The 22343-nt window shown below is 67.1% G+C and carries 21 protein-coding genes; 16 read left to right on the top strand and 5 right to left on the bottom strand.

What is annotated here, in order from left to right; genetic code table 11:
- Nucleotides 1–17: 17 nt before the first annotated feature.
- The 4 genes from ACP16H_RS10000 to ACP16H_RS09985 form a co-directional block, all read right to left on the bottom strand.
- Nucleotides 18–899, bottom strand: a complete 882-nt coding sequence (locus ACP16H_RS10000; RefSeq protein WP_425072139.1) for a LysR family transcriptional regulator — start codon at nt 897–899, stop codon at nt 18–20.
- Between the two features lie 93 nt (nt 900–992).
- The gene (locus ACP16H_RS09995; RefSeq protein ID WP_425072138.1) at nt 993–2714 is read right to left on the bottom strand and encodes an OFA family MFS transporter; all 1722 of its coding nucleotides are present in this window, start codon (nt 2712–2714) and stop codon (nt 993–995) included.
- Between the two features lie 134 nt (nt 2715–2848).
- On the bottom strand, nt 2849–4837 hold the full coding sequence (locus ACP16H_RS09990) for a sensor histidine kinase (RefSeq protein ID WP_425072253.1): 1989 nt from the start codon (nt 4835–4837) through the stop codon (nt 2849–2851).
- A 69-nt stretch (nt 4838–4906) separates the two neighbouring features.
- The gene (locus ACP16H_RS09985; RefSeq protein ID WP_425072137.1) at nt 4907–6259 is read right to left on the bottom strand and encodes a sigma-54-dependent transcriptional regulator; all 1353 of its coding nucleotides are present in this window, start codon (nt 6257–6259) and stop codon (nt 4907–4909) included.
- A 200-nt stretch (nt 6260–6459) separates the two neighbouring features.
- Here ACP16H_RS09985 and tsaA point away from each other — a divergent pair, with 200 nt between their 5' ends.
- Genes tsaA through ACP16H_RS09960 form a run of 5 tightly spaced genes read left to right on the top strand, consistent with a single transcriptional unit; the run spans nt 6460 to nt 10609 of the window.
- On the top strand, nt 6460–6939 hold the full coding sequence (gene tsaA / locus ACP16H_RS09980; protein WP_425072136.1) for a tRNA (N6-threonylcarbamoyladenosine(37)-N6)-methyltransferase TrmO: 480 nt from the start codon (nt 6460–6462) through the stop codon (nt 6937–6939).
- A 35-nt stretch (nt 6940–6974) separates the two neighbouring features.
- The gene (locus ACP16H_RS09975) at nt 6975–7757 is read left to right on the top strand and encodes a molybdate ABC transporter substrate-binding protein (protein WP_425072135.1); all 783 of its coding nucleotides are present in this window, start codon (nt 6975–6977) and stop codon (nt 7755–7757) included.
- 1 nt (nt 7758) lies between these two features.
- A complete protein-coding gene (locus ACP16H_RS09970) occupies nt 7759–8805 on the top strand; it encodes an iron ABC transporter substrate-binding protein (RefSeq protein WP_425072134.1) in 1047 nt (348 codons plus the stop codon).
- A complete protein-coding gene (locus ACP16H_RS09965) occupies nt 8778–9824 on the top strand; it encodes a FecCD family ABC transporter permease (RefSeq protein WP_425072133.1) in 1047 nt (348 codons plus the stop codon). The genes ACP16H_RS09970 and ACP16H_RS09965 overlap by 28 nt, the downstream gene beginning before the upstream one ends.
- Nucleotides 9824–10609, top strand: a complete 786-nt coding sequence (locus tag ACP16H_RS09960; RefSeq protein ID WP_425072132.1) for an ABC transporter ATP-binding protein — start codon at nt 9824–9826, stop codon at nt 10607–10609. Before ACP16H_RS09965 ends, ACP16H_RS09960 begins: the two co-directional genes overlap by 1 nt.
- A gap of 165 nt (nt 10610–10774) precedes the next feature.
- Here the strand turns inward: ACP16H_RS09960 and ACP16H_RS09955 are convergent, their stop codons facing one another.
- A complete protein-coding gene (locus tag ACP16H_RS09955) occupies nt 10775–11671 on the bottom strand; it encodes a LysR family transcriptional regulator (RefSeq protein ID WP_425072131.1) in 897 nt (298 codons plus the stop codon).
- 189 nt (nt 11672–11860) lie between these two features.
- On the opposite strand from ACP16H_RS09955, the gene ACP16H_RS09950 reads away from it, so the two are divergent.
- From ACP16H_RS09950 to ACP16H_RS09900, 11 genes are all read left to right on the top strand, one after another.
- Nucleotides 11861–12871, top strand: a complete 1011-nt coding sequence (locus tag ACP16H_RS09950; RefSeq protein ID WP_425072130.1) for a hydroxyacid dehydrogenase — start codon at nt 11861–11863, stop codon at nt 12869–12871.
- A complete protein-coding gene (locus ACP16H_RS09945) occupies nt 12868–13554 on the top strand; it encodes an RraA family protein (RefSeq protein ID WP_425072129.1) in 687 nt (228 codons plus the stop codon). Before ACP16H_RS09950 ends, ACP16H_RS09945 begins: the two co-directional genes overlap by 4 nt.
- Nucleotides 13555–13581: 27 nt before the next feature.
- Entirely contained in the window at nt 13582–14535 is a 954-nt protein-coding gene (locus tag ACP16H_RS09940; protein ID WP_425072128.1) for a Bug family tripartite tricarboxylate transporter substrate binding protein, read from the top strand.
- A gap of 84 nt (nt 14536–14619) precedes the next feature.
- Complete coding sequence (locus ACP16H_RS09935; protein ID WP_425072127.1) at nt 14620–15081, top strand: tripartite tricarboxylate transporter TctB family protein; 462 nt, start codon at nt 14620–14622, stop codon at nt 15079–15081.
- A 3-nt stretch (nt 15082–15084) separates the two neighbouring features.
- Complete coding sequence (locus tag ACP16H_RS09930; protein ID WP_425072126.1) at nt 15085–16584, top strand: tripartite tricarboxylate transporter permease; 1500 nt, start codon at nt 15085–15087, stop codon at nt 16582–16584.
- Nucleotides 16581–17621, top strand: a complete 1041-nt coding sequence (locus tag ACP16H_RS09925) for an amidohydrolase family protein (protein WP_425072125.1) — start codon at nt 16581–16583, stop codon at nt 17619–17621. Before ACP16H_RS09930 ends, ACP16H_RS09925 begins: the two co-directional genes overlap by 4 nt.
- A complete protein-coding gene (locus tag ACP16H_RS09920; RefSeq protein WP_425072124.1) occupies nt 17618–18559 on the top strand; it encodes a tripartite tricarboxylate transporter substrate binding protein in 942 nt (313 codons plus the stop codon). Before ACP16H_RS09925 ends, ACP16H_RS09920 begins: the two co-directional genes overlap by 4 nt.
- Before the next feature lie 58 nt (nt 18560–18617).
- Nucleotides 18618–19583 carry a TRAP transporter substrate-binding protein DctP gene (gene dctP / locus ACP16H_RS09915; RefSeq protein WP_425072123.1) on the top strand — a complete coding sequence of 322 codons (966 nt, stop codon included), beginning with the start codon at nt 18618–18620 and terminating at the stop codon, nt 19581–19583.
- Nucleotide 19584: 1 nt separating this feature from the next.
- Nucleotides 19585–20097 (top strand): TRAP transporter small permease, encoded by a 513-nt coding sequence (locus tag ACP16H_RS09910; RefSeq protein ID WP_425072122.1) that lies wholly within the window; start codon nt 19585–19587, stop codon nt 20095–20097.
- Nucleotides 20098–20100: 3 nt separating this feature from the next.
- Complete coding sequence (locus ACP16H_RS09905; RefSeq protein ID WP_425072121.1) at nt 20101–21393, top strand: TRAP transporter large permease; 1293 nt, start codon at nt 20101–20103, stop codon at nt 21391–21393.
- Complete coding sequence (locus ACP16H_RS09900) at nt 21390–22340, top strand: SMP-30/gluconolactonase/LRE family protein (RefSeq protein WP_425072120.1); 951 nt, start codon at nt 21390–21392, stop codon at nt 22338–22340. The genes ACP16H_RS09905 and ACP16H_RS09900 overlap by 4 nt, the downstream gene beginning before the upstream one ends.
- The last annotated feature ends 3 nt before the right edge of the window (nt 22341–22343 follow it).

Raw genomic sequence — 22343 nt, 5'->3', positions numbered from 1 at the left:
TTTCCTATCAGGCCCGATCAGCTCGGCAGCTTGCGCGCCGCCGCCAGCAGCGCAGTCAGCACAGGTGTGCGCGGATCGCGCTGGGGCAGCACCAGCCCGACGGTGTGCCGCCGCCCGGTGCGCTCCAGCTGCACCAGCGACAGGTTGCGCCCCTCGGCCAGAAAGCGCGCCACATCGGTCGGCAACACCGTCATGCAGCCCCCCGCCAACACGCTCGCCACCAGCGCGATGATCGAGTTCGACTCGATCACCGTCGCGGGGGTGGCCCCGGCCTCGGCCAGCCGCTGGTTGATGATGCGGCGGTTCTGCATGTCGGTCGTCAGCAGTGCCAGCGGCATGTCATGCAGCGCCGACCATGGCACGCTGGCCTTCGCCGCCAGCGGCGCATCGGGCGGGCAGACCAGCATGTAGGTCTCGACATAAAGCACGGCGGTATCGACCCGCCCCAGCGGTTCGTTGTCGAGGTAGGAAATCCCCGCGTCGATCTCGAAATCCTCCAGCATCTGAAGAATATCGCGCGAGGTCGAGGACAGGATGGTGAAACGCACGTTCGGGTGCCGGTCGGTGAAGGCCGAACAGAGCCGCGCCGCCCAGGTCTGCGCCGTAGGGATCACCGCAAGACGCACCTCTCCCGACAGGCCCGCGCGGCTCATCCGCATCTCGTCGCGCAACTGTTTCGCGTCGCCGGTGATGCGCTTGGCCCAGGCCAGCGCGGTCTGCCCCTCGGGCGTCAGCCCGCCAAAGCGCGATCCGCGATGCACCAGCTGCACGCCCAGCTGATCCTCCAGCTGCTTGATCCCGCCCGACAGCGTCGGCTGCGCGATGTTCAGGCTTTCGGCGGCACGGCCGAAATGGCCTTCGCGTGCGAGGGCGATGAACATTTCCAGCTTGTCGAGCATGATCGGGAATCGCTATCGAATTTCGCTATCTTCATCGGATATGACGAAGGCATGGTAAAGGGGCGCCAGCCAAGGGCACCCCTTCTGGTTGCGTCATTCCACCGGGACAGCCTGCAATTCCGGCTCGTCGTGGTGGTGATGCTCGCGCACGGGGCGCATCATCAGGTTTGCGAGGAAACCCACCACCAAGAGCGCCGCCATGCAGTACATCGTCGTGTTATACAGCGAAGACGTCGGGTCGATGGTGCCCTCCGGTGCGATCTCCATCAGCTTGGCGATGGTCACGGTCTTGGCCGCAACGAGCTGGTCGAGCTGCGCCAGCGGTGCGCCGAACTTCTCCGCAAAGGCTGCGGCATCGACACGGCTGGCCAGGTCCCCGATGGCCCGGTCCACCGACATCTGCCGCAGCGAGGTGATCGCCAGCGGACCCAGCACGCCCGCCGTCGACCATGCCGTCAGCAGCCGCCCGTGGATGCCGCCGACGTGCATCGTGCCGAACATGTCCGCGAGATAGGCGGGAATAGTGGCAAAGCCGCCGCCGTACATCGAGAAGATGATCATCGTCGCGACATAGAAACCGATCAGGTAGATCATCGCCGGGTTGGTCGCCACGGCAGAGGCGAAATAGGGGATCGACAGGTACAGCGCCGTGCCCAGCACGAAGAAGCACATGTAGGTTGCCTTGCGCCCGATGTAGTCCGAGGTCGAGGCCCAGAAAAACCGCCCCACCATGTTGAAGACCGAGATCATCATCACGTAGGTGGAGGCAAAGGCCGCCGTGACCACCAGCGGCAGGGCCGAGCCGAAGATGTCGCTCATCATCGTCTTGGCCACGCCGATCACGCCGATTCCTGCCGTCACGTTGAAGCAGAGCATGATCCACATCTGCCAGAATTGCGGTGTCTTCGACGCCTGGTCGATGTGGACGTTGTTCTGCGACACCATGCCGGAGGCCACGGGTTTCGGCACCCAGCCCGCCGGTTTCCAGCCTTCCGCCGGGACGCGGTACTGGAAGGCCGCGAGGATCATCACCACGAAATAGACGATGCCCAGCGTCATGAAGGTCTGTGCCGCGCCGGTGTTGCCGGTGCCGACCACGTAGACGCCCGCGTCGCCGCCAAAGACGGCGGCCTGCTTGGCGGTGGCCACGACCACTTCGACCTTGCCTGCGGCGGTTTCGGCAAAGACCCGGCCGCCTTCGACCACGGTCGCCACCGCGTCCTGCGCGCCGAGGAACTCGGGCGCTTTCTGGTAGAGGTTCAGCAGCCAGCTTTTGACCGGGGTCGCGATCATAGCGCCGCCGCCAAAGCCCATGATCGCCATGCCCGTCGCCATGCCGCGCCGGTCCGGGAACCAGCGGATCAGCGTCGAGACCGGCGAGACATAGCCCAGCCCCAAGCCGCAACCGCCCAGCACGCCGTAGCCGAGGTAGATCAACCACAGCTGGTGCGTCGAGATGCCCAGCGACCCGATGATGAACCCGCCGCCCCAGAGGAACGCCGCAACGACGCCGACCATGCGCGGGCCGACCTCTTCGAGCCATTTGCCGGCAAAGGCCGCCGCCAGCCCGAGGAACACGATGGCGACCGAGAAGATCCAGACCACCGAGCCGAGATCCCAGTCATTGGCGCTCGACGCCGCGACGCCCAGTTCGCGTGTCAGCGCCGGGTTGAACACCGACCAGGCATAGACCGAGCCGATGCAAAGATGGATGGCGATGGAGGCTGGCGGCACCCGCCAGCGGTTGTATCCGGGTTCGGCGACGATGTGGCTCTTGTGCAAGAAGCCCAACGCGCCCTGCGCGGCTTTGCTCATGGTGTTCCTCCCTGTGACCGTTCCGGCGCGCCGTCCTCCCGGCGCACCCTTGGGGCATGCAATGACATGCACCGCAGAAAAGGGACCATGGCGCCTTGAATGGTCAAGAAATTTTTATTAACTAAAACAATTGGTTACTTGAAATTCCGTCCATCTCGCGCGCCGCTTCGCGCGGTATTTGCATCATCCTGTCCGGCACCCTCCGCCGCATCCCCCGTGTTTTGAGACATTTTGTCCAAATCCGCCGCTCCCGAATTTTCTTCGACAGGCAGGCGCACCTCGAACAGGCTCCCCTGCCCAGGGGTCGACTGCGCCGTGATCTGCCCGCCCGCGCGACTCACGATCTGGCGGCAGATCGACAAGCCGAGCCCGGTGCCCTGCGCCTGTTTCGTGGTAAAGAACGGGTCGAAGATCCGCGCCAGCGTCGCCGCGTCGATGCCCGTCCCGGTATCCGCGACGGTCAGCAGGACATGACCCTCAACCTGCGCCGTGGCGATGCGCAGATCGCCGCCCCCCGACATGGCGTGCACGGCGTTGAGGATCAGGTTCACCACCACCTGCTGCAACTCCGTGCGCGAGATGCGGACGGGCGCGGCCTCTTGCGTCTCCACCGAACAGGCGATGCCCGCCGCCTGCAACTGTGGCCGCGTCAGAACCAGACAGTCCCGCACCACCGCCCCCGCATCGACGCTGCGATTGGTGCCCGAATACTCCTCGGGCCGGGCGAAATGCAGCAGCTTCGAGACGATGACGCCGATGCGGTAGACCTGGTCGTCGATCAGCCGGAACTCCTCCTCCGCCGGGGCACCCGCCGCGCCAAGGTTGCTGCGCGCGAGGTCAAGATTGCCCTGGATCACCGCCACCGAGTTGTTGATCTCATGCGCAACAGAGGCAGTGATCTCGCCAACGGCGGCGAGCTTTTCCGACAGGATCAGCCGTTCCGTGGTCCTTTCCAGCTTGTGGTGCGCCGCCTGCAATTCCTGCGTGCGCTCGGCCACCCGCTGCTCCAGCGTCTCGCCCCAGTCGCGCAGTTCGCGGTCGCGCTGTTCCAGCCGGTCGAGCAGCCCGTCGAAATGCCGCGCCACCTGCGCGATCTCTCCGTCTGCGCCCGCAGGCGAATTGCGCGCGGTCAGGTCGCCCGCCTCGACGCGGGCGATGGTGCGCGTCATGCCTTCGAGCGGGCGAAAGAGTTGCCCGGCCCAGCGCAGGAACACCGGCACGAAGGCCAGCGCGATCAGCACGAAGGCCAGCATCAGCGTGATGACCGAATTGCGTTTCGCCGCGCTGAACGGGGTTTCGAGGAAGCCGACGTAAAGCATCCCCACCGGCTCGCCAAAGCTGTCATGGATCGGCTCGTAGGCCGACACGTACCAGTCGTTCACCACAAAGGCGCGGTCCAGCCAAGACCGCCCCTCGTCCAGCACCTGCGCGCGCACCTCGGCGGAGACTCGCGTTCCCAGCGCGCGCACGTTCTCGAACAGGCGGACATTGGTCGAGATGCGCACATCGTCCAGGAACAGCGTCGCGGTGCCTTGGCTGCCCTCGGGCAGGCTTTCGGCGCGGTAGACCAGCGCGTTGATCGTGTCGATGAAGTCGAGGTTGCGGTTCAGCAGGACGCCCCCCACCAGCGCGGCGCGGCTGCCGTCCGGCAGGGTCAAAGGCGCTGCGGAATGGATCACCATGCCGCGCGTCTCGGTGCTGCGGTCGGTCGGCACGGCACCGCGCGTCGCCACCAGCGGGATCGCCGCCCGCGCGGCCAAGGCGGGCGACAGCGCCGCCAGCGTGTCGGCATCCATCACGTCGATGGCGCTGTGCCATTGCCCGTCCAGCGCGCGCCGCACCACGGGCCAGCGCGGATCGCGCTCGATGTGCAGGAAATCCAGCCCCAGCCGCGCCTGTTCCCGCGCCAGCAGCACCTCGGCGCGGCCCGCTTCCAGCGCGCGGCGCAGGTCCACCGACTGCGCCACCGCGTCGATCCGCTCGCCCGAGGTCTCGAACAGGCGGCGCAGGTACTGGTCGGCGATGGTCAGGTCGCCCGTGACCTTGTTGACGAGGATCGCGTCGACCTTGCCGGACCAGCGCAGCACCGTACCGCCCAAAAGCAGCGGCAGCAGCACCAGCATCGGCAAGAGCGCGATGACCAGCAGCCGCACCCGGACAGAGCGCAGGGCCTGTGGCAGGCGCACCACGCCCTACAGCCCCCAGGCCACGCATTTGCGGTCGATGGTCTTGCGCGAGACCCCGAGCCGCCGCGCCGCCTCCGACCGGTTGCCGTCCAGCGCGTCGAGGGCGCGCAGGATCTCGCGCTTCTCCATCTCCTCCAGCGGGGCGATGTCGCCTGTCGCGGCCACGGCCCCCAGCGTTTCCAGCGGGAAGCGGCCAAAGATCAGCGCGCGCTCGACGAAGTTGTGCAATTCCCGGATGTTGCCCGGCCAGTCATGGCGCAGCAATGCCGCGCGCACCGGCGGCGTGATCTCCACCGGCGGCAGGGCCAGGGCGGCAGAAATCTCCGCCCCGAAGAGGTCTGCGAGGTCCACCACGTCTGTACCGCGATCCCTCAGCGGCGGCATCGCGACCTCGACCACGGTGATGCGGAACATCAGGTCCTCGCGGAAACGGCCCGCCTGCACCGCCTCTGCCAGCGGCTTGCTGGAGGCGATGACAAAACGCAGATCCAGCTGCACCGCGCGCCCGGTGCCGATGGGGCGGATCACCCCATCCTCCAGCACCCGCAGCAGCGCGGTCTGCGCGCTGCCGCTCAACTCGCTGACATCATCCAGGAACACCGTCCCGCCAGAGGCCTGCGCCAGCAACCCCTCGCGCGCGCCCTGCGCCCCCGGAAAGGCCCCCGCGCCATGGCCGAAAAGCTCGTATTCGATCATCTCGGCGGGAATCGCGCCGCACTGGATCGGCACAAAGGGCGCCGCGCCGCGCCCTGACCGCCCGTGCAGATGGCGCGCGGCCACCTCCTTGCCCGTCCCCGAAGGCCCGGTGATGAGCACCGGCGTCGACAGCGGCGCCATGCGGTCGAGCAGGCCGCGCACCGCGGTGATGGCGGGCGAGCTGCCGATCAGCTCGCGGCGGCGGTTGCCGTGGCTCCCGGTTTCCAGTTCACGCCGCAGAAGGGCATTCTCCCGCTTCGTCCGCGCCAGTTCCAGGCACTTGCGCAGGGCATTCAGGATCTGGTTCGAGCGGAAGGGCTTGACCAGCAGGTCCGAGGCCCCTGCCCGCATGGCGTCGATGGCCGTCTGCAGGTCCGCATAGGCGGTGATCAGCACCGTATCGGTGAACCCGCCCCGGTCGCGCTGATCGCGCAGCCAGTCCAGCCCTTTCTGCCCCGGCATGATGTTGTCCAGCACCATCACGTCATAATGCTGCGCCGACAGCGCTGCGTCGGCGGCCTGCGCATCCGCCGCGCTGTCCACGGCACGGCACAGCGGTTTCAGTGTGTTCACGAGGAAATGCCGCATCCCCGGTTCGTCGTCGACGATCAGGATCCGTGCCGCGCGCAGCGGATCATCCTCACCGGTGGCTGGCGGATTCATTGGCTCACTCCCTCAGGTCGCGGGAGGCCTGCATTTTCTTGTCTTTCTCCCGTTGACAGCCATCCGTTGCGCCGCCTGCGCCGAATTTCAAGTCTGTAATTTATATTGTTTCCAATTCACTCTGCGCCACACATCGGAAATCCCTACGGGCGCTCTGACCAATGTACTGCATAATTTCCGAACGCGTTCAGGAGAGTTTCATGGAATTGCGACCGAACGAGACTTTTGTCCACTCCGGACCGGCGTCGGACGCCGCGTTGCGCTTTATTGGCCGGATCCGCACGCCCTGGACCACGCGCGAGGACTGCCCCCGGCAGGGGCGAATCGACGGGCCGGAATGCCGGATAGACCTCGACCCGCTCTGGCACGGCGCGCTGCGGGGGCTGGAGGCCTATCCAACGGTCGAGGTGCTCTACTGGCTCGACCAGAGCCGCCGCGACCTGATTACGCAAAGCCCGCGCAGCGATGGCAAAACCGTCGGCACCTTCGCCCTGCGTTCGCCGGCGCGGCCCAACCCGATCGGGACGTCGATCGTGCGGCTCCTGCGGATCGAGGGCGGCGTCCTGCATGTGCAGGGGCTCGACTGTGTCGATGGCACGCCCCTGATCGACCTCAAACCGGACCGCTGCGCCTTTACGCCCAAGGCCCCGCCACAGCCCGGCGACAGCCAGACTGCCTGATTGACCATGACCATCACCATGACCAGAGGAACCTCATGTTTCGGACCCCTATTCTTGCCATCCTTGTCGCCATGACCGTGACACCTGCCATGGCGCAGGATGTTTCCCTTTACGCAGCGGGCAGCCTGAAGGCCGCGCTCACCGACGTGGCAACCACCTTCACCGCCGCCACGGGCACGCCCGTGACGACAACCTTCGGCCCCTCCGGGCTGATGCGCGAGCGTATCGAGGCAGGCGAGACGGCGCATGTCTTCGCCTCCGCCAACATGGCGCACCCGCAAAAGCTGGCCGAGGCGGGCACAGGTGGCCCCGTGCAGCTCTTTGCCCGCAACAGGCTTTGTGCTCTGGCGCAACCAAAGGTGACGGTGAGCGGCGAGACGCTTCTCGACGTGATGCTGGATAAGGGCACGCGGCTTGGCACCTCGACGCCCGGAGCGGACCCGGCGGGCGACTATGCCATGGCGCTTTTCGACAAGTCCGGCCATGCCGAGGCACTCAAGGACAAGGCGCTGCACCTGACCGGCGGGCCGGACAGCGCGCAGCCCCCCGAGGGCCGCAATCCCTATGCCTGGGTGATGGGCGGCGACAAGGCGGATGTCTTCCTGACCTATTGCACCAACGCCGTGCTGGCGCAGCGCGAACTGCCCGAATTGCAGATCGTGCAGATCCCAAAAGCGCTGTCGGTCGGGGCCGATTACGGGCTGACCGTGCTGGCGGATGCGCCGGAGGCCGCGCAGGCGCTGGCCGATTTCATCCTGTCCCCCGAGGGGCAGGCCGTGCTGGCCGGCTACGGCTTCGACACCGCGAACGGAGGCTGACATGCGCCCTCTCCTGACGCTCCTCGCGCTCCTGGCGCTCGTTTCCCCCGCCCATGCGCGCAGCGTGACCGACAGCGCCGGGCGCGTGGTCGAGGTGCCCGACACCGTGACCACGGTTTTTGCCGCCGGGCCGCCTGCGTCGGTGCTGGTCTATGTCCTCAAACCCGAGGCGCTGACCGGCTGGCCGCGCGCCCTGCGCCCCGAAGAACGCGCCTATGTGGCCGAGCCCTACCGCGATCTGCCGGAAACCGGGCGGCTGACCGGGCGCGGCGGCGAGGCGAACCTCGAAGCCGTGCTGAAGATCAAGCCCGACCTGATCGTCGATTTCGGCTCGGTCCGCGACACCTACATCGACCTCGCCGACCGGGTGCAGGAACAGACCGGCATCCCCTACCTGCTGATCGACGGGCGCTTCGACAACACGGCAGAGGCGCTGCGCGTCCTCGGCGGGGCGCTCGGCGTGCCGGAGCGCGGCGAGGCGCTGGCACAGGACGTGGAGGCGCGGTTCGCCCGGCTCGACGCCCTGCTGGCCGAGGTGCCCGAAGACGCCCGCCCGCGCGTCTACCTTGCCCGTGGGCCGGAGGGGCTGGAAACCGGGATGAAGGGCTCGATCAACACCGAGATCATCGAGCGCGCCGGTGGCCGCAACGTCGCCGACGACGGCGGCGCGACAAAGGGGCTGGTGAACGCCTCGATGGAACAGGTGATCGTCGCCAACCCCGACACCATCGTGACATGGGACCAGAATTTCTTTGCCGCCGTGCAGGATGACCCGCTCTGGCAGGGGATCGACGCGGTGCAGAAAGGGCGGGTATTCCTGTCGCCCACGGCCCCCTTCGGCTGGATCGACCGGCCACCGTCGCTCAACCGCATGATGGGCCTCACATGGATGGCGGGTTTGCTCTATCCTGAGCGCTGGTCCGAACAGGGCGGCGGCGACCTGCGGGCCGAGACCCGCGCCTTCTACAACCTCTACTACCACGTCGATCTGAGCGACGAAGACCTGGAAGGGCTGCTGGAATGGGCCGAAGGACGTCCGCCCGAATGACCGCCCCGTTCGCCGCGTCGCGTGGGGCGCACGCCCCCAGCCTCTCGCTGGCCGGGGGGCTGGCGCTGGTGTTGGTGGTGCTGGCCTTCGGCGCGGTGATGATCGGGCCTTACGGGTTGACGCCCGCACAGGTGCTCTCGGCGCTCTTGGGCCGGGGCGAGCCGCAGGCGAAGATCGTCGTCTGGAACATCCGCCTGCCGCGTGTCGGCGCGGCGCTCATAGTCGGCGCGGCACTGGCCTCCGCCGGGGCCTGTTACCAGGCGCTGTTCCGCAACCCGCTTGTCTCGCCCGACATTCTCGGCGTCTCGGCGGGCGCGGGCCTGGGCGCGGTGGCGGGCATCTTCCTGTCGCTGCCGGTGGCGGCGATCCAGGGCGCGGCCTTCGCGGGCGGCATGGCAGCGGTGGGCGTGGTGATGCTCGTCGGCGCGCTGGTGCGCCACGCCGACCGCACGCTGACGCTGGTGTTGCTGGGTGTCGTGGTGGGGGCGCTCGCCGGGGCCGCGACCTCCCTGCTGAAGGTCATGGCCGACCCCTACGACCAATTGCCCGCCATCACCTTCTGGCTGCTCGGCTCGCTCGCCTCGATCACCACGCGGGACATCCTGCCGGCGCTGCCCGCCGTGGCGCTCGGGCTGGTGCCGCTGGTGCTGCTGCGCTGGCGGATCAACGTGCTGTCGCTCGGCGACGAGGAGGCCCGCGCGCTCGGGATCGAGACCGGGCGCACGCGGTTTGTCGTCATCGCCGCCGCCACGCTGGTCACGGCCAGCGTCACCGCGCTGGCGGGGGTGGTCGGCTGGGTCGGGCTGGTGATCCCGCATATCGCGCGGATGCTGGTCGGGCCGGGGTTCGGGCGGCTTCTGCCGGTCTCGGCGCTGATCGGCGCGGGCTACCTGCTGGTGGTCGACACGCTGGCCCGGACCATCGCGGCGGTCGAAGTGCCTTTGGGCGTGCTCACCGCCGTCATCGGCGCGCCCTTCTTCGTCTGGCTGCTGGCGCGGGGCCGCCGGGGGTGGTCGTGATGCTGGAGGCGCGCGACCTCGCCATCGGCCATGGCAGAACCGTTCTCGGGCGCGGGCTGACGCTGCGCGTGCAAGCGGGCGAGATCCTCTGCCTGCTCGGCCCGAACGGCTGCGGCAAGACCACGCTGTTTCGCACCCTTCTGGGGCTTCTGCCCGCCTTGGACGGCACGGTGCTGCTCGGCGGCAGGCCGATCACGGCGATGACCCGGGCCGAGATCGCGCGCGCCATTGCCTACGTGCCACAGGCCCATGCGCCGCCCTTTCCCTTTGCCGTGCGCGATGTCGTGCTGATGGGACGCACCGCACGTCTCGGAGCCTTCGCCCAACCCGGGCAGGCCGATCATGCCGCAGCGGAGGAGGCACTGGCTCAACTCGGCATCGCCGACCTTGCAGAGCGCGACTACTCGCTGCTGTCCGGCGGCCAGAGGCAACTGGTGCTGATCGCGCGGGCGCTGGCACAGGACGCGCCGCTGATCGTCATGGACGAGCCGACGGCCAGCCTCGACTTCGGCAACGAGGCGCAGGTGCTGGCGCGGGTCGCGACGCTGGCCCGCGCGGCAGAGGCAGCCGGGCGCGGGGTGATCCTGTCAACCCACGACCCCGATCAGGCCTTTGCGCTCGAGGCGCGGGTGCTGCTGATGAAACACGGCGGCGTTCTGGCGGACGGCCCGGCACAAGAGGCGCTCACCGGCGCGTCCCTCAGTGCTGCCTACGGCCTGCCGGTGACGGTCGAAACCACGCCCTCCGGTCGTCGCGTCTGCCTGCCGGCCCCGCTGCCCCTCTGATCCTGCGCGGGCCATCCCCGAACCGGCCCCGCATCAGACTGTCGTAAACCACCGGCGCCAGCCACATTTTGCGCGATTGCGGGCGTTTGTTGCGCGTGATGCGAGGGGCGGCGCAGGAACGGGCGACACACAAGCTCTTTGGCCTTTCGCGCCCCTTCGATCTGGTCAGGATCGTGCCGCGCGTTCCACGCCATGTGGCCCGCAGAGTTCTGCAAGAACCGCATGCAAGAGCGCGATGATCTCGGCACGCGGTGCCGCGGTCCGTTCCACGATGCCGATCTGGCGGTTGACCTGCGGATTGCCAAAGGGAAGACGCGTGATGTTCACATCCTCGGGGTCCTGCAGCGCCACATGCGGCACCACCGAAATGCCCAGACCCTGCCGCACACCCGTGACGATCGACCCGATGGTGTCCATCTCGGCGACGTCGTTCGTCACCACCCCAAGGCGCGACAATTCGGTATCAATCAGGTTTGCCAACGGCACGGCGCTGCGAAAGCGGATGTACGGACGCGCGTTCAGCAAGGCGATGGGATCGCGCGCCTCCATGCCGCGCGGCGCGATCAGCCAAAGCGGTTCGCGCAGGAACGGGCTCCAGCGCAAAGAACTGGGGATGCCGAGGTGTTCGGCCACGATGGCGGCATCCAGCCGCCCCGCCGCCACGTCCGCGATCAGCGTCGAGGACAGCGATACCCTCAGGTTCGGCTTCAGGTCCGGGTAGCGCTGGCGCATCTGGACCAGCGCGCGGGGCAGCAGGTTCAGCGCACTGGACCGCACCGACCCCAGCATCAGCGTCCCGGCGATCTGGTCGCCGCGCAGGCTGGCCTTCGTGTCCTCCTCGCGGCGCAGGATGTCGCGCGCCATTTCAAGCACCTGCGTCCCTTCGGGCGTGATCTTGGGCGGTCGGCTGCTGCGGTCGAAGATGATGACGCGCAACTCGTCCTCAAGCGCGTGGACCTGTTGGCTGACAGCCGAAGGGGTGAGGCCGACCGCATCTGCGGCCTGCGCGAAGGTGCCATGGGACTGAATGGCCAAAAGGGTTCTCAGCTGCCGCGTATCCATCATCATATCCAGTTTTACTGAATCTAATAACCAGAATTCCGCGCTTTTGTGAAGACATTCTTGGCTTTAGGGTGCCCGTCCAAGGAGGAGTACCGTGGGCCGGTTGGGGAGACCGCCGCGGACCAATCGACAGACAACACGACGAAATGGCGCGCCCCGACGCTTCGGGACGCTATGGAGACATGCGCGATGAGCAAGACAATCCTCGTAACGGGGCCCGATCTCGACCCGGCGGCTGCCCGCCTGGTGGCAGAGCACGGCTACCAGACGGTGCATACCCCGGCCTATGCCGACAGCGCGGTGATTTCCGAATACCTGCAAAAGACCGGCGCACAGGGCATCGTGTCCCGGATGGGGCGGCTCGATGCCGCCGTCATGGACGCCGCGCCGCAGCTCAAGGTGATCTCGAAACACGGGGTCGGCGTCGACAACATCGACATCGCGGCGGCCGCCGAACGTGGCATTCCGGTGCTGGTCGCAACCGGGGCCAACGCGGTGTCGGTCGCCGAACACGCCATTGCGCTGCTGCTGGCGGCGGTGAAGCGCGTGCTGCCGCTGGATGCAGGGCTGCGGGCGGGGCGTTGGGAAAAGCCGGGCTTCGCGGGCCGCGAGATCGCCGGGTCCACCATGGGCCTGATGGGCATGGGGGCGATTGCACAGGCGACCGGTCGCATGGCGAAAGGGCTGGGCCTGACGCTGGCAGGCTATGACCCCTACGCGCCCGATGCTGCCTTTTCGGATCTGGGTGTCACCCGCTGTGAAACGGTCGAGGACCTGCTGGCGCGCTCGGACATCCTGTCCCTGCATTGCCCCCTGACGGACCAGACGCGCGGCATCCTGAATGCCGACGCGCTGGCACGGATGCCTGCGGGGTCCTACGTCATCAACACCGCGCGCGGCGGGCTCATCGACGAGGCGGCGCTGGTCGCGGCGATCCGCTCTGGCCATCTGGCAGGTGCCGGTCTGGACACCTTCGCGGTGGAGCCGCCCGCCGCCGACCATCCTTTCTTTGCCCTGCCGGAAATCGTGCTGACGCCGCATATCGGCGGCGTGACCCGTCAGGCGGGCGCCCGTGTCGGCGTCGAGGCGGTGCGCGGGATCTTCCAGGTTCTCGCGGGCGAAGCCGTCGCCCCCGAACGCATCATCAACCGAAAACTGCTGGCCGCCGCACAGGCTGATCTCGCCAGCGTGGAGAAATGACCATGACCATCGGGTTCCGTATCCTCAACCGCGACCGTGTCGCCCCTGCGGACATCGTCGCCGCATTCGCCAGGCTGCCCGTTGCCAACGTGTCCGACAGCATGTCGCGCATGACCGCCGCCGGACCGACCCTGCGCCCGATGCACACGAGTGGTGGCATGGCGGGCGTCGCCCTGACGGTCAAGGCGCGTCCCGGCGACAACCTGATGCTGCACGCGGCCATCGACCGGGCGGTCCCCGGCGACGTGATCGTCGTCGATGCGGGCGGCGCGCTGGACAATGCCCTGATGGGCGAACTGATGCTCGCCTATGCGATCAAGAAGGGCGTCGTCGGTTTCGTCATCAACGGCGCGATCCGCGATCTGGACAATTTCCGCGAGACGAACCTGCCGACCTGGGCGGCGGGTGTCACCCATCGCGGTCCCTACAAGGACGGCCCCGGCGAACTCAACGTGCCCATCGCCATCGACGGCATGGTGATCCATCCCGGCGACATCATCATCGGCGACAGCGACGGTGTGCTCTGCGTGCCCATCGACGAGGCCGAGGCGATCCTGAAGGCCACGCAGGCGAAATCCGCCGCCGAGATCAAGCAAATGGCCGCCATCGAGGCGGGCACCAACGACCGCAGCTGGGTCGACCGCGCGCTGCGCGAGCGCGGCTGCGCCCTGCCGCAAGACTGAACCACACGCATGAACAGGAGGAGTGACATGCTCAACATCTTCAGGAAGACCACAATTGCCGGCGCGATGATCCTCGCCGCCGGGGCGGCGCTGGCCGAGTATCCCGAAAAGCCCATCGAGGTGATCGTCGGCTATTCCGCGGGCGGCGGCACCGACGTGATGGCCCGTACCGCGGCACCGTTCATCGAGAAATACCTGGGCGAGGGCGCCAGCCTCGTTGTCAAGAACGTGCCCGGCGCTTCTGGCCAGATCGGTGTGACCGAGGCGGCCAATGCCGATCCCGACGGCTACACTCTCGGCACCTTCAACCTGCCGGGCATGATGGCACGCACCATCGACCGCGAGGCGGAATACGACCGCGACAGCTTTACCTACCTGGCCAACGTGGTGAATGACCCGAACGTGATCGTCACCTCGAAAAACAGCGGCCTCGACACGCTCGACAAGCTGCTCGAAGAGGCGAAGGCCAATCCCGGCGCGATCACGGTCGGCATGTCGTCTCTGGGCGGCGACGACCACTTCGCGCTGATCAAGCTGCAGAACGCCACCGAGACAGAGTTCACGATCGTGCCGTTCAAGGGGTCCGCCCCGGCCCGCACCGCGCTGCTGGGCGGTCACGTTGCCATGGGCATCCTCAACATTTCGGAAGTGGCCGAATTCCAGGACCAGCTGAACGTGCTGGGCGTCGCCACGAAGGAACGCTCGCAATTTGCCCCGGACCTGCCCACCTTTCAGGAACAGGGCCTCGACCTCGTGAACGGCTCGCTGCGCGGCTTCATCGCCCCGGCCGGTCTGCCCGAGGACGTGCAGGCCAAGCTGCTGAATGCCTTTTCGCAACTGTCTGGCGATCAGGAATTCCTCGACGCCATGGCCGCGACCGCCAACCCGGTCGAAGTCGTGACCGGCGACGAGTTCAAGCAGCTGACCTCGGACCTCTACGACCTCGCCAAGGGCGTGTGGGAAACCACTCCCTGGAACTGAGGCCCCGGAGACCCGAGGTCCTTTGCGTGAGGGTGGCCCACCCGCCCTCACGCCCCCCCATCCCCTGACATCAAGAGCACTCCCATGCCCGAGAGCCGCACTTCCCGCCTGACCCGGCCCGAGACCCTGACGGCGCTCGGCATCATCGTGGTCGCCGCCGGATTCCTGATCCCCACCACCGACATGCGCCCGATCTCCGCGCTGCTGCCCGCCGCGATGCTGATCGGCCTGATCGTCCTGTCGGTGCTTCTGCTGGTCGCCGACCAGCGCAAGGCCGCTGCGGGCCAACCCGCGCAGCCCATGACCAAATCGCCCAAAAGCGTCATCGGTGCCTTCCTGCTGATCGTCGCCTATGCGCTCGCCACCGATTTCATCGGCTTCTACGTCAGCACAGCCCTGACAATCCCGCTGGTGGCCTGGATCTTTGGCTACCGCAGCCCCCTTGGCCTGTTGATCGCGACGGTGATCGTGGTCGGAACCATCTGGGCGATCTTCGATTTCGGGATGAGCCAGGACTTTCCCGCCGGCCGTCTGTGGGGGCGCTGAACTATGTATTCCGATCTTCTGCACGCCCTGCCCAACGTCTTTGCCCTTGCGAATTTCGCCGCCGTCATCATCGGCGTGGTCGCCGGCATCGTCGTGGGGGCCATGCCGGGCCTCTCCGCCACCATGGCGATTTCCGTCCTGGTTCCCTTCACCTTCGGCCTCGAACCGCTGGTCGCGCTCGGCCTGATGGCTGGCATCTACAACGGTGCCATGTACGGCGGCGCGATACCCGCCGTGCTGCTGCGCATTCCCGGCACGCCCGCCGCCGTGGCCACCACCTTTGACGGCTATCCCATGGCGCAGAAAGGCGAAGGCGGCTTTGCCCTTCAGGTCGCGGTGGTGTCCTCCTCGATCGGCGGCATTGCCTCGGCCTTTGCGCTGATGCTGCTCGCGCCGCCGCTGTCGAAAGTCACGCTGCTGTTCGGCCCGTCCGAGGTGTTCTGGGTCGCGGTCTTCGGCCTTGCCTCGATCATCTTCCTTCTGGGTGGCAACCCGGTCAAAGGGCTGATCTCGGCCTGTTTCGGGGTCTTCGTATCGGTGATCGGCTCTGACCCGATCTATGGCAACGACCGTTTCACCTTCGGCCAGCTGGAGATGCTGGACGGCATCAACATCGTGATCCTTCTGGTCGGCCTTTACGCGCTGCCGCCGGTGATCGACCTGCTGGAAACGCCGCTGAAAACCGACGGCGTCAACAGCTCGAAACTGGGGACCGAAACGATCTGGAAGGCGCTGCCGCGCATGAAATCCTACTGGAAGACATGGCTGCGCGGGTCCTTCATCGGGATCTGGATCGGCATCCTGCCCGGTGCGGGCGGGTCCATGGCGGCCTTCATGTCCTACAACGAAGCGCGCCGTGCCTCGAAGACCCCCGACACCTGGGGCGAGGGCGAACCCGAGGGCGTCGCCGCCGCCGAGGTTGCCAACAACGCCGATACCGCGTCGGCGCTGATCCCCGCCCTGACGCTGGGCATCCCCGGCACCGCCGTCGCGGCGGTCATGCTCGGGGGGCTTCTGGTCCACGGGCTGCAACCGGGGCCGATGCTGTTCCGGGACAATCCGGACGTGGTCTTCGGCTTCATGTGGCAGTTCCTGTTCGGCGCGATCCTGCTGGTTCTGCTGGGCGGCTCGCTGGCGACCAACTCCTTTGCGCGCCTGCTGAACCTGCCGCGCCCCCTGTTGGGGTCCGTCATCATCGTGCTCATGCTGATCGGCGTCTACTCGATCCATGGCCGCATGTTCGACGTCTACCTGATGCTGGGCTTCGGTGCGATCGGCTGGGTCATGGACCGGCTGAAGTTCCCGCTGCCGCCCGTCGTGCTGGGCCTGATCCTGGGTGGCTTTGCCGAGGAAAACCTGCGCCTTGCCCTGCGGATCGGACGCGGCGACCCGTCGATCCTGTTCCAGAACGTGACCAGCCTTGTTCTCGTCGCGCTGACCATCGCCGTGATCGTCGGCCCGACACTGAAGAAGCGCCTGATCGACAGCCGCAAGCCGGCATGACCGCCAGCCCGCACCATACCGTCCGCGAGGATTGGCTCGCCCTGGCGCAGGAGGACATCCTTGCGCCGGGGCAACCCATCCTGGACGCGCACCACCACCTGTGGGATCGCCCCGAAGGCCGGTATCGCGCGGCAGAGCTGATGGCGGATGTGCGGGCTGGCCATGATGTGCGGGCAAGCCTCTATGTCCAGTGTCGCACCGGGTATCGGACCGACGGCCCCGAGCCGCTGCGCCCCGTGGGCGAGGTCGAGACCGTGCTGGACTGGACACGCGGGCAGGACCGCTTCCCGGCGGGGATCGTCGCCATGGCGGACCTGCAACTGGGCGATGCCGTGCGCCCGGTGCTGGAAGCGCTGACCGAGGCCGGACAGGGCCGGGTGAAGGGCATCCGCAACAGCACCGCCTGGCACGCCGATCCGGCGGTGCAGTCCAATCCCGCCCCGCCCCCCGATGGCTTGCTGCGCAGCGCGGCCTTCCTCGCAGGCGCGCGGGCGGTGGCCGGTGCGGGTTTGTGCCTCGACGTCTGGGCCTACGAGACGCAACTGGACGAGGTCCGCGCGCTGGCCCGCGCCCTGCCGGACCTGACCGTCATCGTCGATCACTGCGGCGGCCCGCTCGGTGTCGGCCAGCATGACCGCTTCGACCCGGACAATTTCCACGACTGGCGCGCGGCGCTTGCGTCGGTCGCCGCCCTGCCCAACACGCGGATCAAGATCGGCGGTTTCGGGCTGCGCGTGTTTGGCTGGCGCTATGCCGACGCGGCGCTGCCGCCAAAGTCCGAAACGCTGGCGCAGGACTGGCAGCCATGGGTGGAGACCTGCCTCGACCTTTTCAGCCCGGATCGCGCGATGTTCGAAAGCAACTTCCCCGTCGACAAGGGGCAGTTCGGCTACCGGGCGCTGTGGAACGCCTTCAAGCGTCTGGCCGCGCCTCTGGGCCAGGATGACAAAGACGCCCTGTTCTGGCGCAGCGCCGCCCGGACCTACGGCATCGACCAACAGATTTTCGCACATGATAACGGGAGGATACCGTCATGAAGAAAACCCTCATCGCGCTTGCGCTGGCCCTGTCGGCCACGACGGCGCTGGCAGACTACCCGGAAAAGCCCATCGAGATCGTCGTCGGCTACTCCGCCGGTGGCGGCACCGACGTCATGGCCCGCACCGTGGCGCAATTCCTCGAAAAGGAACTGGGCGACGGCGCGTCCGTGGTGGTCAAGAACATGCCCGGCGCCGGTGGCCAGATCGGCTTTACCGAGGTGGCGAAGGCCGCGCCCGACGGCTACACGCTGGGCACCTTCAACCTGCCCGCCGCTCTGGCCCTGACGAAGGACCGCAAGGCAGACTACGGCGTGGACAGCTTTACCTATCTGGCGAATTTCGTCGATGACCCGAACACGGTGACGGTCGCCGCAACCTCGCCCTTCCAGACACTGGGCGAGCTGCTCCAGGCCGCCATGGCCGAGCCGGGTGCCATCACGATGGGTCTGTCCAGCCTTGGCGGCAACGATCACTTCAGCGCCAACATGCTGGCGGCGGCCAGCGGCTCCGAATTCACGCTGGTGCCGTTCAAGGGCGCGTCCATGGCGCGCACGGCGATCATGGGCGGCCACGTCGCCGCCGGAACCATGGCGCTGAGCCAGACCTCGGGCTTTGCCGACGACCTGCGGGTGCTGGCGGTGCTGGCCGACGAACGCTCGCCCTTCAGCCCCGACGTGCCAACCGCGAAGGAGCTGGGGTTTGACGTGGAAATGTCGTCGCTGCGCGGCATCGTGGCCCCGGCAGGGATGGACCCGGCACTGGCAGACCGCCTGCGCGCCGCGCTGACCGCCGTGAACGAAAACCCCGAGTTCCAGACCATGATGGAAGCCCAGGGCAACCCCATCGCCTTCATGGCGGGCAGCGACTTCGCGGCAACCGCCGCGGCACAGGACGCGGTGACACAGAAGATCTGGGACGAAACACCCTGGAACTGACTTGAATGGCCGGGCCAACGCGTCCGGCCGACCTATTCAAACCCCGGAGGAAACCAACATGTTCAAGACCCTGAGCGCCGCGGCGCTGATCGCCGCATCCGCAACCCTCGCCCATGCCGAGGAATGGACCGCCTACACCTATTCGTCCGTCTCCACGACCGCAGCCGTCAAGGGGATGCAACGCATTGTCAACCGCGCCGCCACCGAGGCCGACCTGACCATCGACCTGCATCTGGGCAAGACCCTGCAGATCGCGTCCGCCGACATCACGCAGGCGGTGGGCGATGGCGTTGTCGACATGGCGGCGGATTTCTTCTTTTCCGGCTCGGTGCCGCTGGCGCGGGTGCTGAACCTGCCGATGCTGATCGAGAATGACGCGCAATGGGCCAAGGCCTATGCCGCGATGGAACCGACGCTGGTCGAGGCCTTTGCCGGGCAGGGTGTCGTGCTGCTGGGCAGCTACCGCTATCCGGAGCAGACGATCTTTACCACCTTCGAGGTGACCTCGCTGGCTGATCTCGACGGCCACAAGATCCGCGTGACCTCGCCCGAGCAAGGCAAGTTCGTCGAGACCTTCGGCGGCGCGCCGATCACCCTGTCCGGGTCCGAGGTGCCGACTTCGCTGGAACGTGGCGTGATCGAGGGCGTGCTGACCGCCTCGGCGGGCGGCGCAAAGAACTGGCACGAGTTCCTGCCCTACAACTACCGCTTTGCCGTCAACTACGGCAACTCCATGATCATCGCCAACGCCGACAGCTTTGCCGCGCTGTCCGAGGACGCGCAGGCCGCGCTACGCGGCATCGTCGCCGAGGAAGGCCCGAAAACCACCGAGGAATTCCTAGAGGACGAGGGCGTGCAGAAGGCGTCGCAGGCCGAGGCGGGCATGACGCTGGTCGATTCCGCCGAGGGCGACGTCGCCATGGCCACCGAAAAGCTCGCGCCCTTCTGGGAAGCCTGGGCCGAGGAAAACGGGCCGGAGTACGTCGAAGCGCTGGCCACCGTGCGCGCAGCCATCGGCAAGTAAGATGCACGGGGCAAACACACAGGGGCCGGTATCCGCCGGCCCCCTCTTCGATGCGGTGGCGCGGGTCACTGGCGTGGCGACGGGCGCGGTGCTGGTGGCGCTGGTCTCGCTCGTCTGCCTCGAGGCGCTCCTGCGGGGCGGGTTCAACTATTCGCTGGGCTTTGCCGAGGAATTGACGGGCTACGGCGTCGTCTTCCTGACCTTCTTTGGCGCGGCACTGGCGCTGCGCGGCCAGGCCTTGTTCCAGGTGCATTTCCTGCTCGACAAGTGGCCCGAAGGCACACGCCGCTGGCTGATCCGTGGCTTTGTCCTGATCGCGCTGGTGATCTGCGTCATCCTCGCGTGGAAGACGAAGGACCTGTCGCTGTCGTCCTTCTCGCGCGGGAAATTCGCGCCCACCGTCCTGCGCACGCCCTTGTGGATTCCGCAGGTCATGCTGCCGCTGGGATTTTCCCTGCTGGCCTTCTTTCTGGTCGAGCAATTTCTGCTGACCTTCCGCAAATCCGGGGACTGAACCATGGAAGCGATCCTTGCCTTTGGCCTGCTGATCGGCCTGATCGTCGGCGGCATGTGGGTGCAATTCGCCGTCGCCGGTGCCGGGCTGGCCTATATCTGGCTGCTCAAGGGCTTTGGCGGCTGGAAGGCTCTGGGCCTCGTCAGCTGGGGCGCGGCCAACAGTTTCACCCTCGCCGCCATTCCGCTGTTCGTGCTGATGGCGGAAATCCTGCTCGGTTCCGGCCTGTCGACACGGCTCTACAACGGCGTCGCGCCCTTCATGCGGCGGCTGCCGGGGGGGCTGTTACACACCAATATCGCGGGCAGCGGCATCTTTGCGGCGATCTCGGGCGGCTCTGCGCCCACCGCCGCCGCCATGTCCACCGTTGCCCTGCCGGAACTGTCGGCGCGCGGCTATGACAAGCGTCTTGTGGCCGGGTCACTGGCCGCGGGCGGCACGCTGGGCATCCTCATTCCCCCCTCGATCACCATGATCATCTACGCCACCTTCACGGAAACCTCGATCGCACGCCTGTTCGCTGCCGGGCTGATGCCGGGCATCCTGCTGGCGCTGTGCTACATGGGGTTCATCATGGCGCGCGTGCTGATGAACCCCGCGCTGGCCCCCCGGGTCGAGACCCGCGCCACGGCGGGCGACCTTGGCCGGGCGCTGCTGGACATCCTGCCCTTCCTCATGCTGATCGTGATCGTGCTGGGCAGCATCTACGGCGGCTTCGCCACCCCGACCGAGGCCGGGGCCGTGGGCACTGTCGGCGCGATCCTGATTGCCGCCCTCTACCGCAAACTGACCCTGCAACTGCTCAAGGACGCGCTGGCGCGCACCGCCTCCATGTCCGGCAACATCCTGTTCATCGTCTTCACCTCGATGATCTTTGCCTATGCCACCGCGCTGTCGGGCATCGGTGAGGACCTCGTCGCCAGGTTGGAAGACGCGAATGTCTCGCGGCTGACCTTCCTGCTGATCGTCATGGTGGTCTTCGCGATCCTCGGCTGCTTCATGGAGGGGCTGGGGATGATCGCGATCATCGTGCCGGTGATCTTCCCGGCGCTGCTGGCGCTGGAGGTGGACCCGATCTGGTTCGGCGTCTTCGTGGTGATCCTTGTAGAGCTGGGCCAGTTGACACCGCCGCTGGGCGTGATCCTCTTTGTCGTGGCCAGTTCCTCGGACGAGGTGAAGGTCGAGGATGTTATCATGGGCACCCTGCCCTTCTTCCTCATCATCGTGGCCTTCATGCTGCTGCTGATCGGCGTGCCCGACATTGCCCTCTTCCTGCCGGAGTTCACATTCGGATGACGCAGACCTACCCCTTCCCCGAACCGGTCGTCATCGACGCCGACGTGTTCACCGAACTGCCCGCCGCGCTGCGGCGCTCCGGGCAACCCTCCTATTGGGCCGAAAAGAACCGACGCGGCGCGCCCGCCGACAGTTTCCTCGAAGGGCCGTCGTTTGACCGCCAGGGCAACCTGTACTTCGTGGACATCCCGTTCGGTCGCGTGTTCCGCGCCGCGCCGGACGGTCGGATCACCCAGATCGCGGAATACGACGGCCAGCCCAACGGCCTGAAAATCCACCGCGACGGGCGGATCTTCCTTGCCGACTACCAGAACGGCATCCTGCTGCTCGATCCGGACACGGGAGCCGTGACCAAGGCATTGGGCGATGCCGACACCGAAAGCTTCAAGGGCTGCAATGACCTGCATTTTGGCCGCGACGGGGCGCTGTATTTCACGGATCAGGGCCAGACCGGGCTTCAGGACCCCTCGGGCCGCGTCTGGAAATGGCAGCCAGAGACCGGCGCCCTGACCTGCCTGATCGACAAGGTGCCCAGCCCGAACGGGCTGGTGCTGGACCTTGCCGAACACGTGCTGTTCCTCGCCGTGACGCGGGCCAATGCGGTCTGGCGTCTGCCCCTGTCGCCCTCGGGGCGGGTCAACAAGGCGGGGCTGTTCATCCAGTTCTCCGGCGGGCGCGCGGGGCCGGACGGGCTGGCGCTCACCTCGGAGGGCGGCGTGGTGGTGTGCCAGACCGGCATGGGCCTCGTCTGGGTACATGATGCGCTCGGGCGGCCCATCGCCGTGGTGCGCAGCCCGCGCGGGCTGGGGACGACCAACTGCGCCTTTGGCGGGCCGGAGGGGCGGACCCTCTTCATCACCGAAAGCGACAGCGGCAGCATCCTGAGCGCAGAGTTCCCATCGGAACTCGGCATCAGGGGGGCGCCGATGTTCTCCGGCGCGCTGTAGACC

Source organism: Sagittula sp. S175 (assembly GCF_049800975.1).
GTDB lineage: Bacteria > Pseudomonadota > Alphaproteobacteria > Rhodobacterales > Rhodobacteraceae > Sagittula.
Note: the sequence above shows the minus strand (reverse complement) of the source record. Positions and strands in the feature narration are given on the sequence as shown.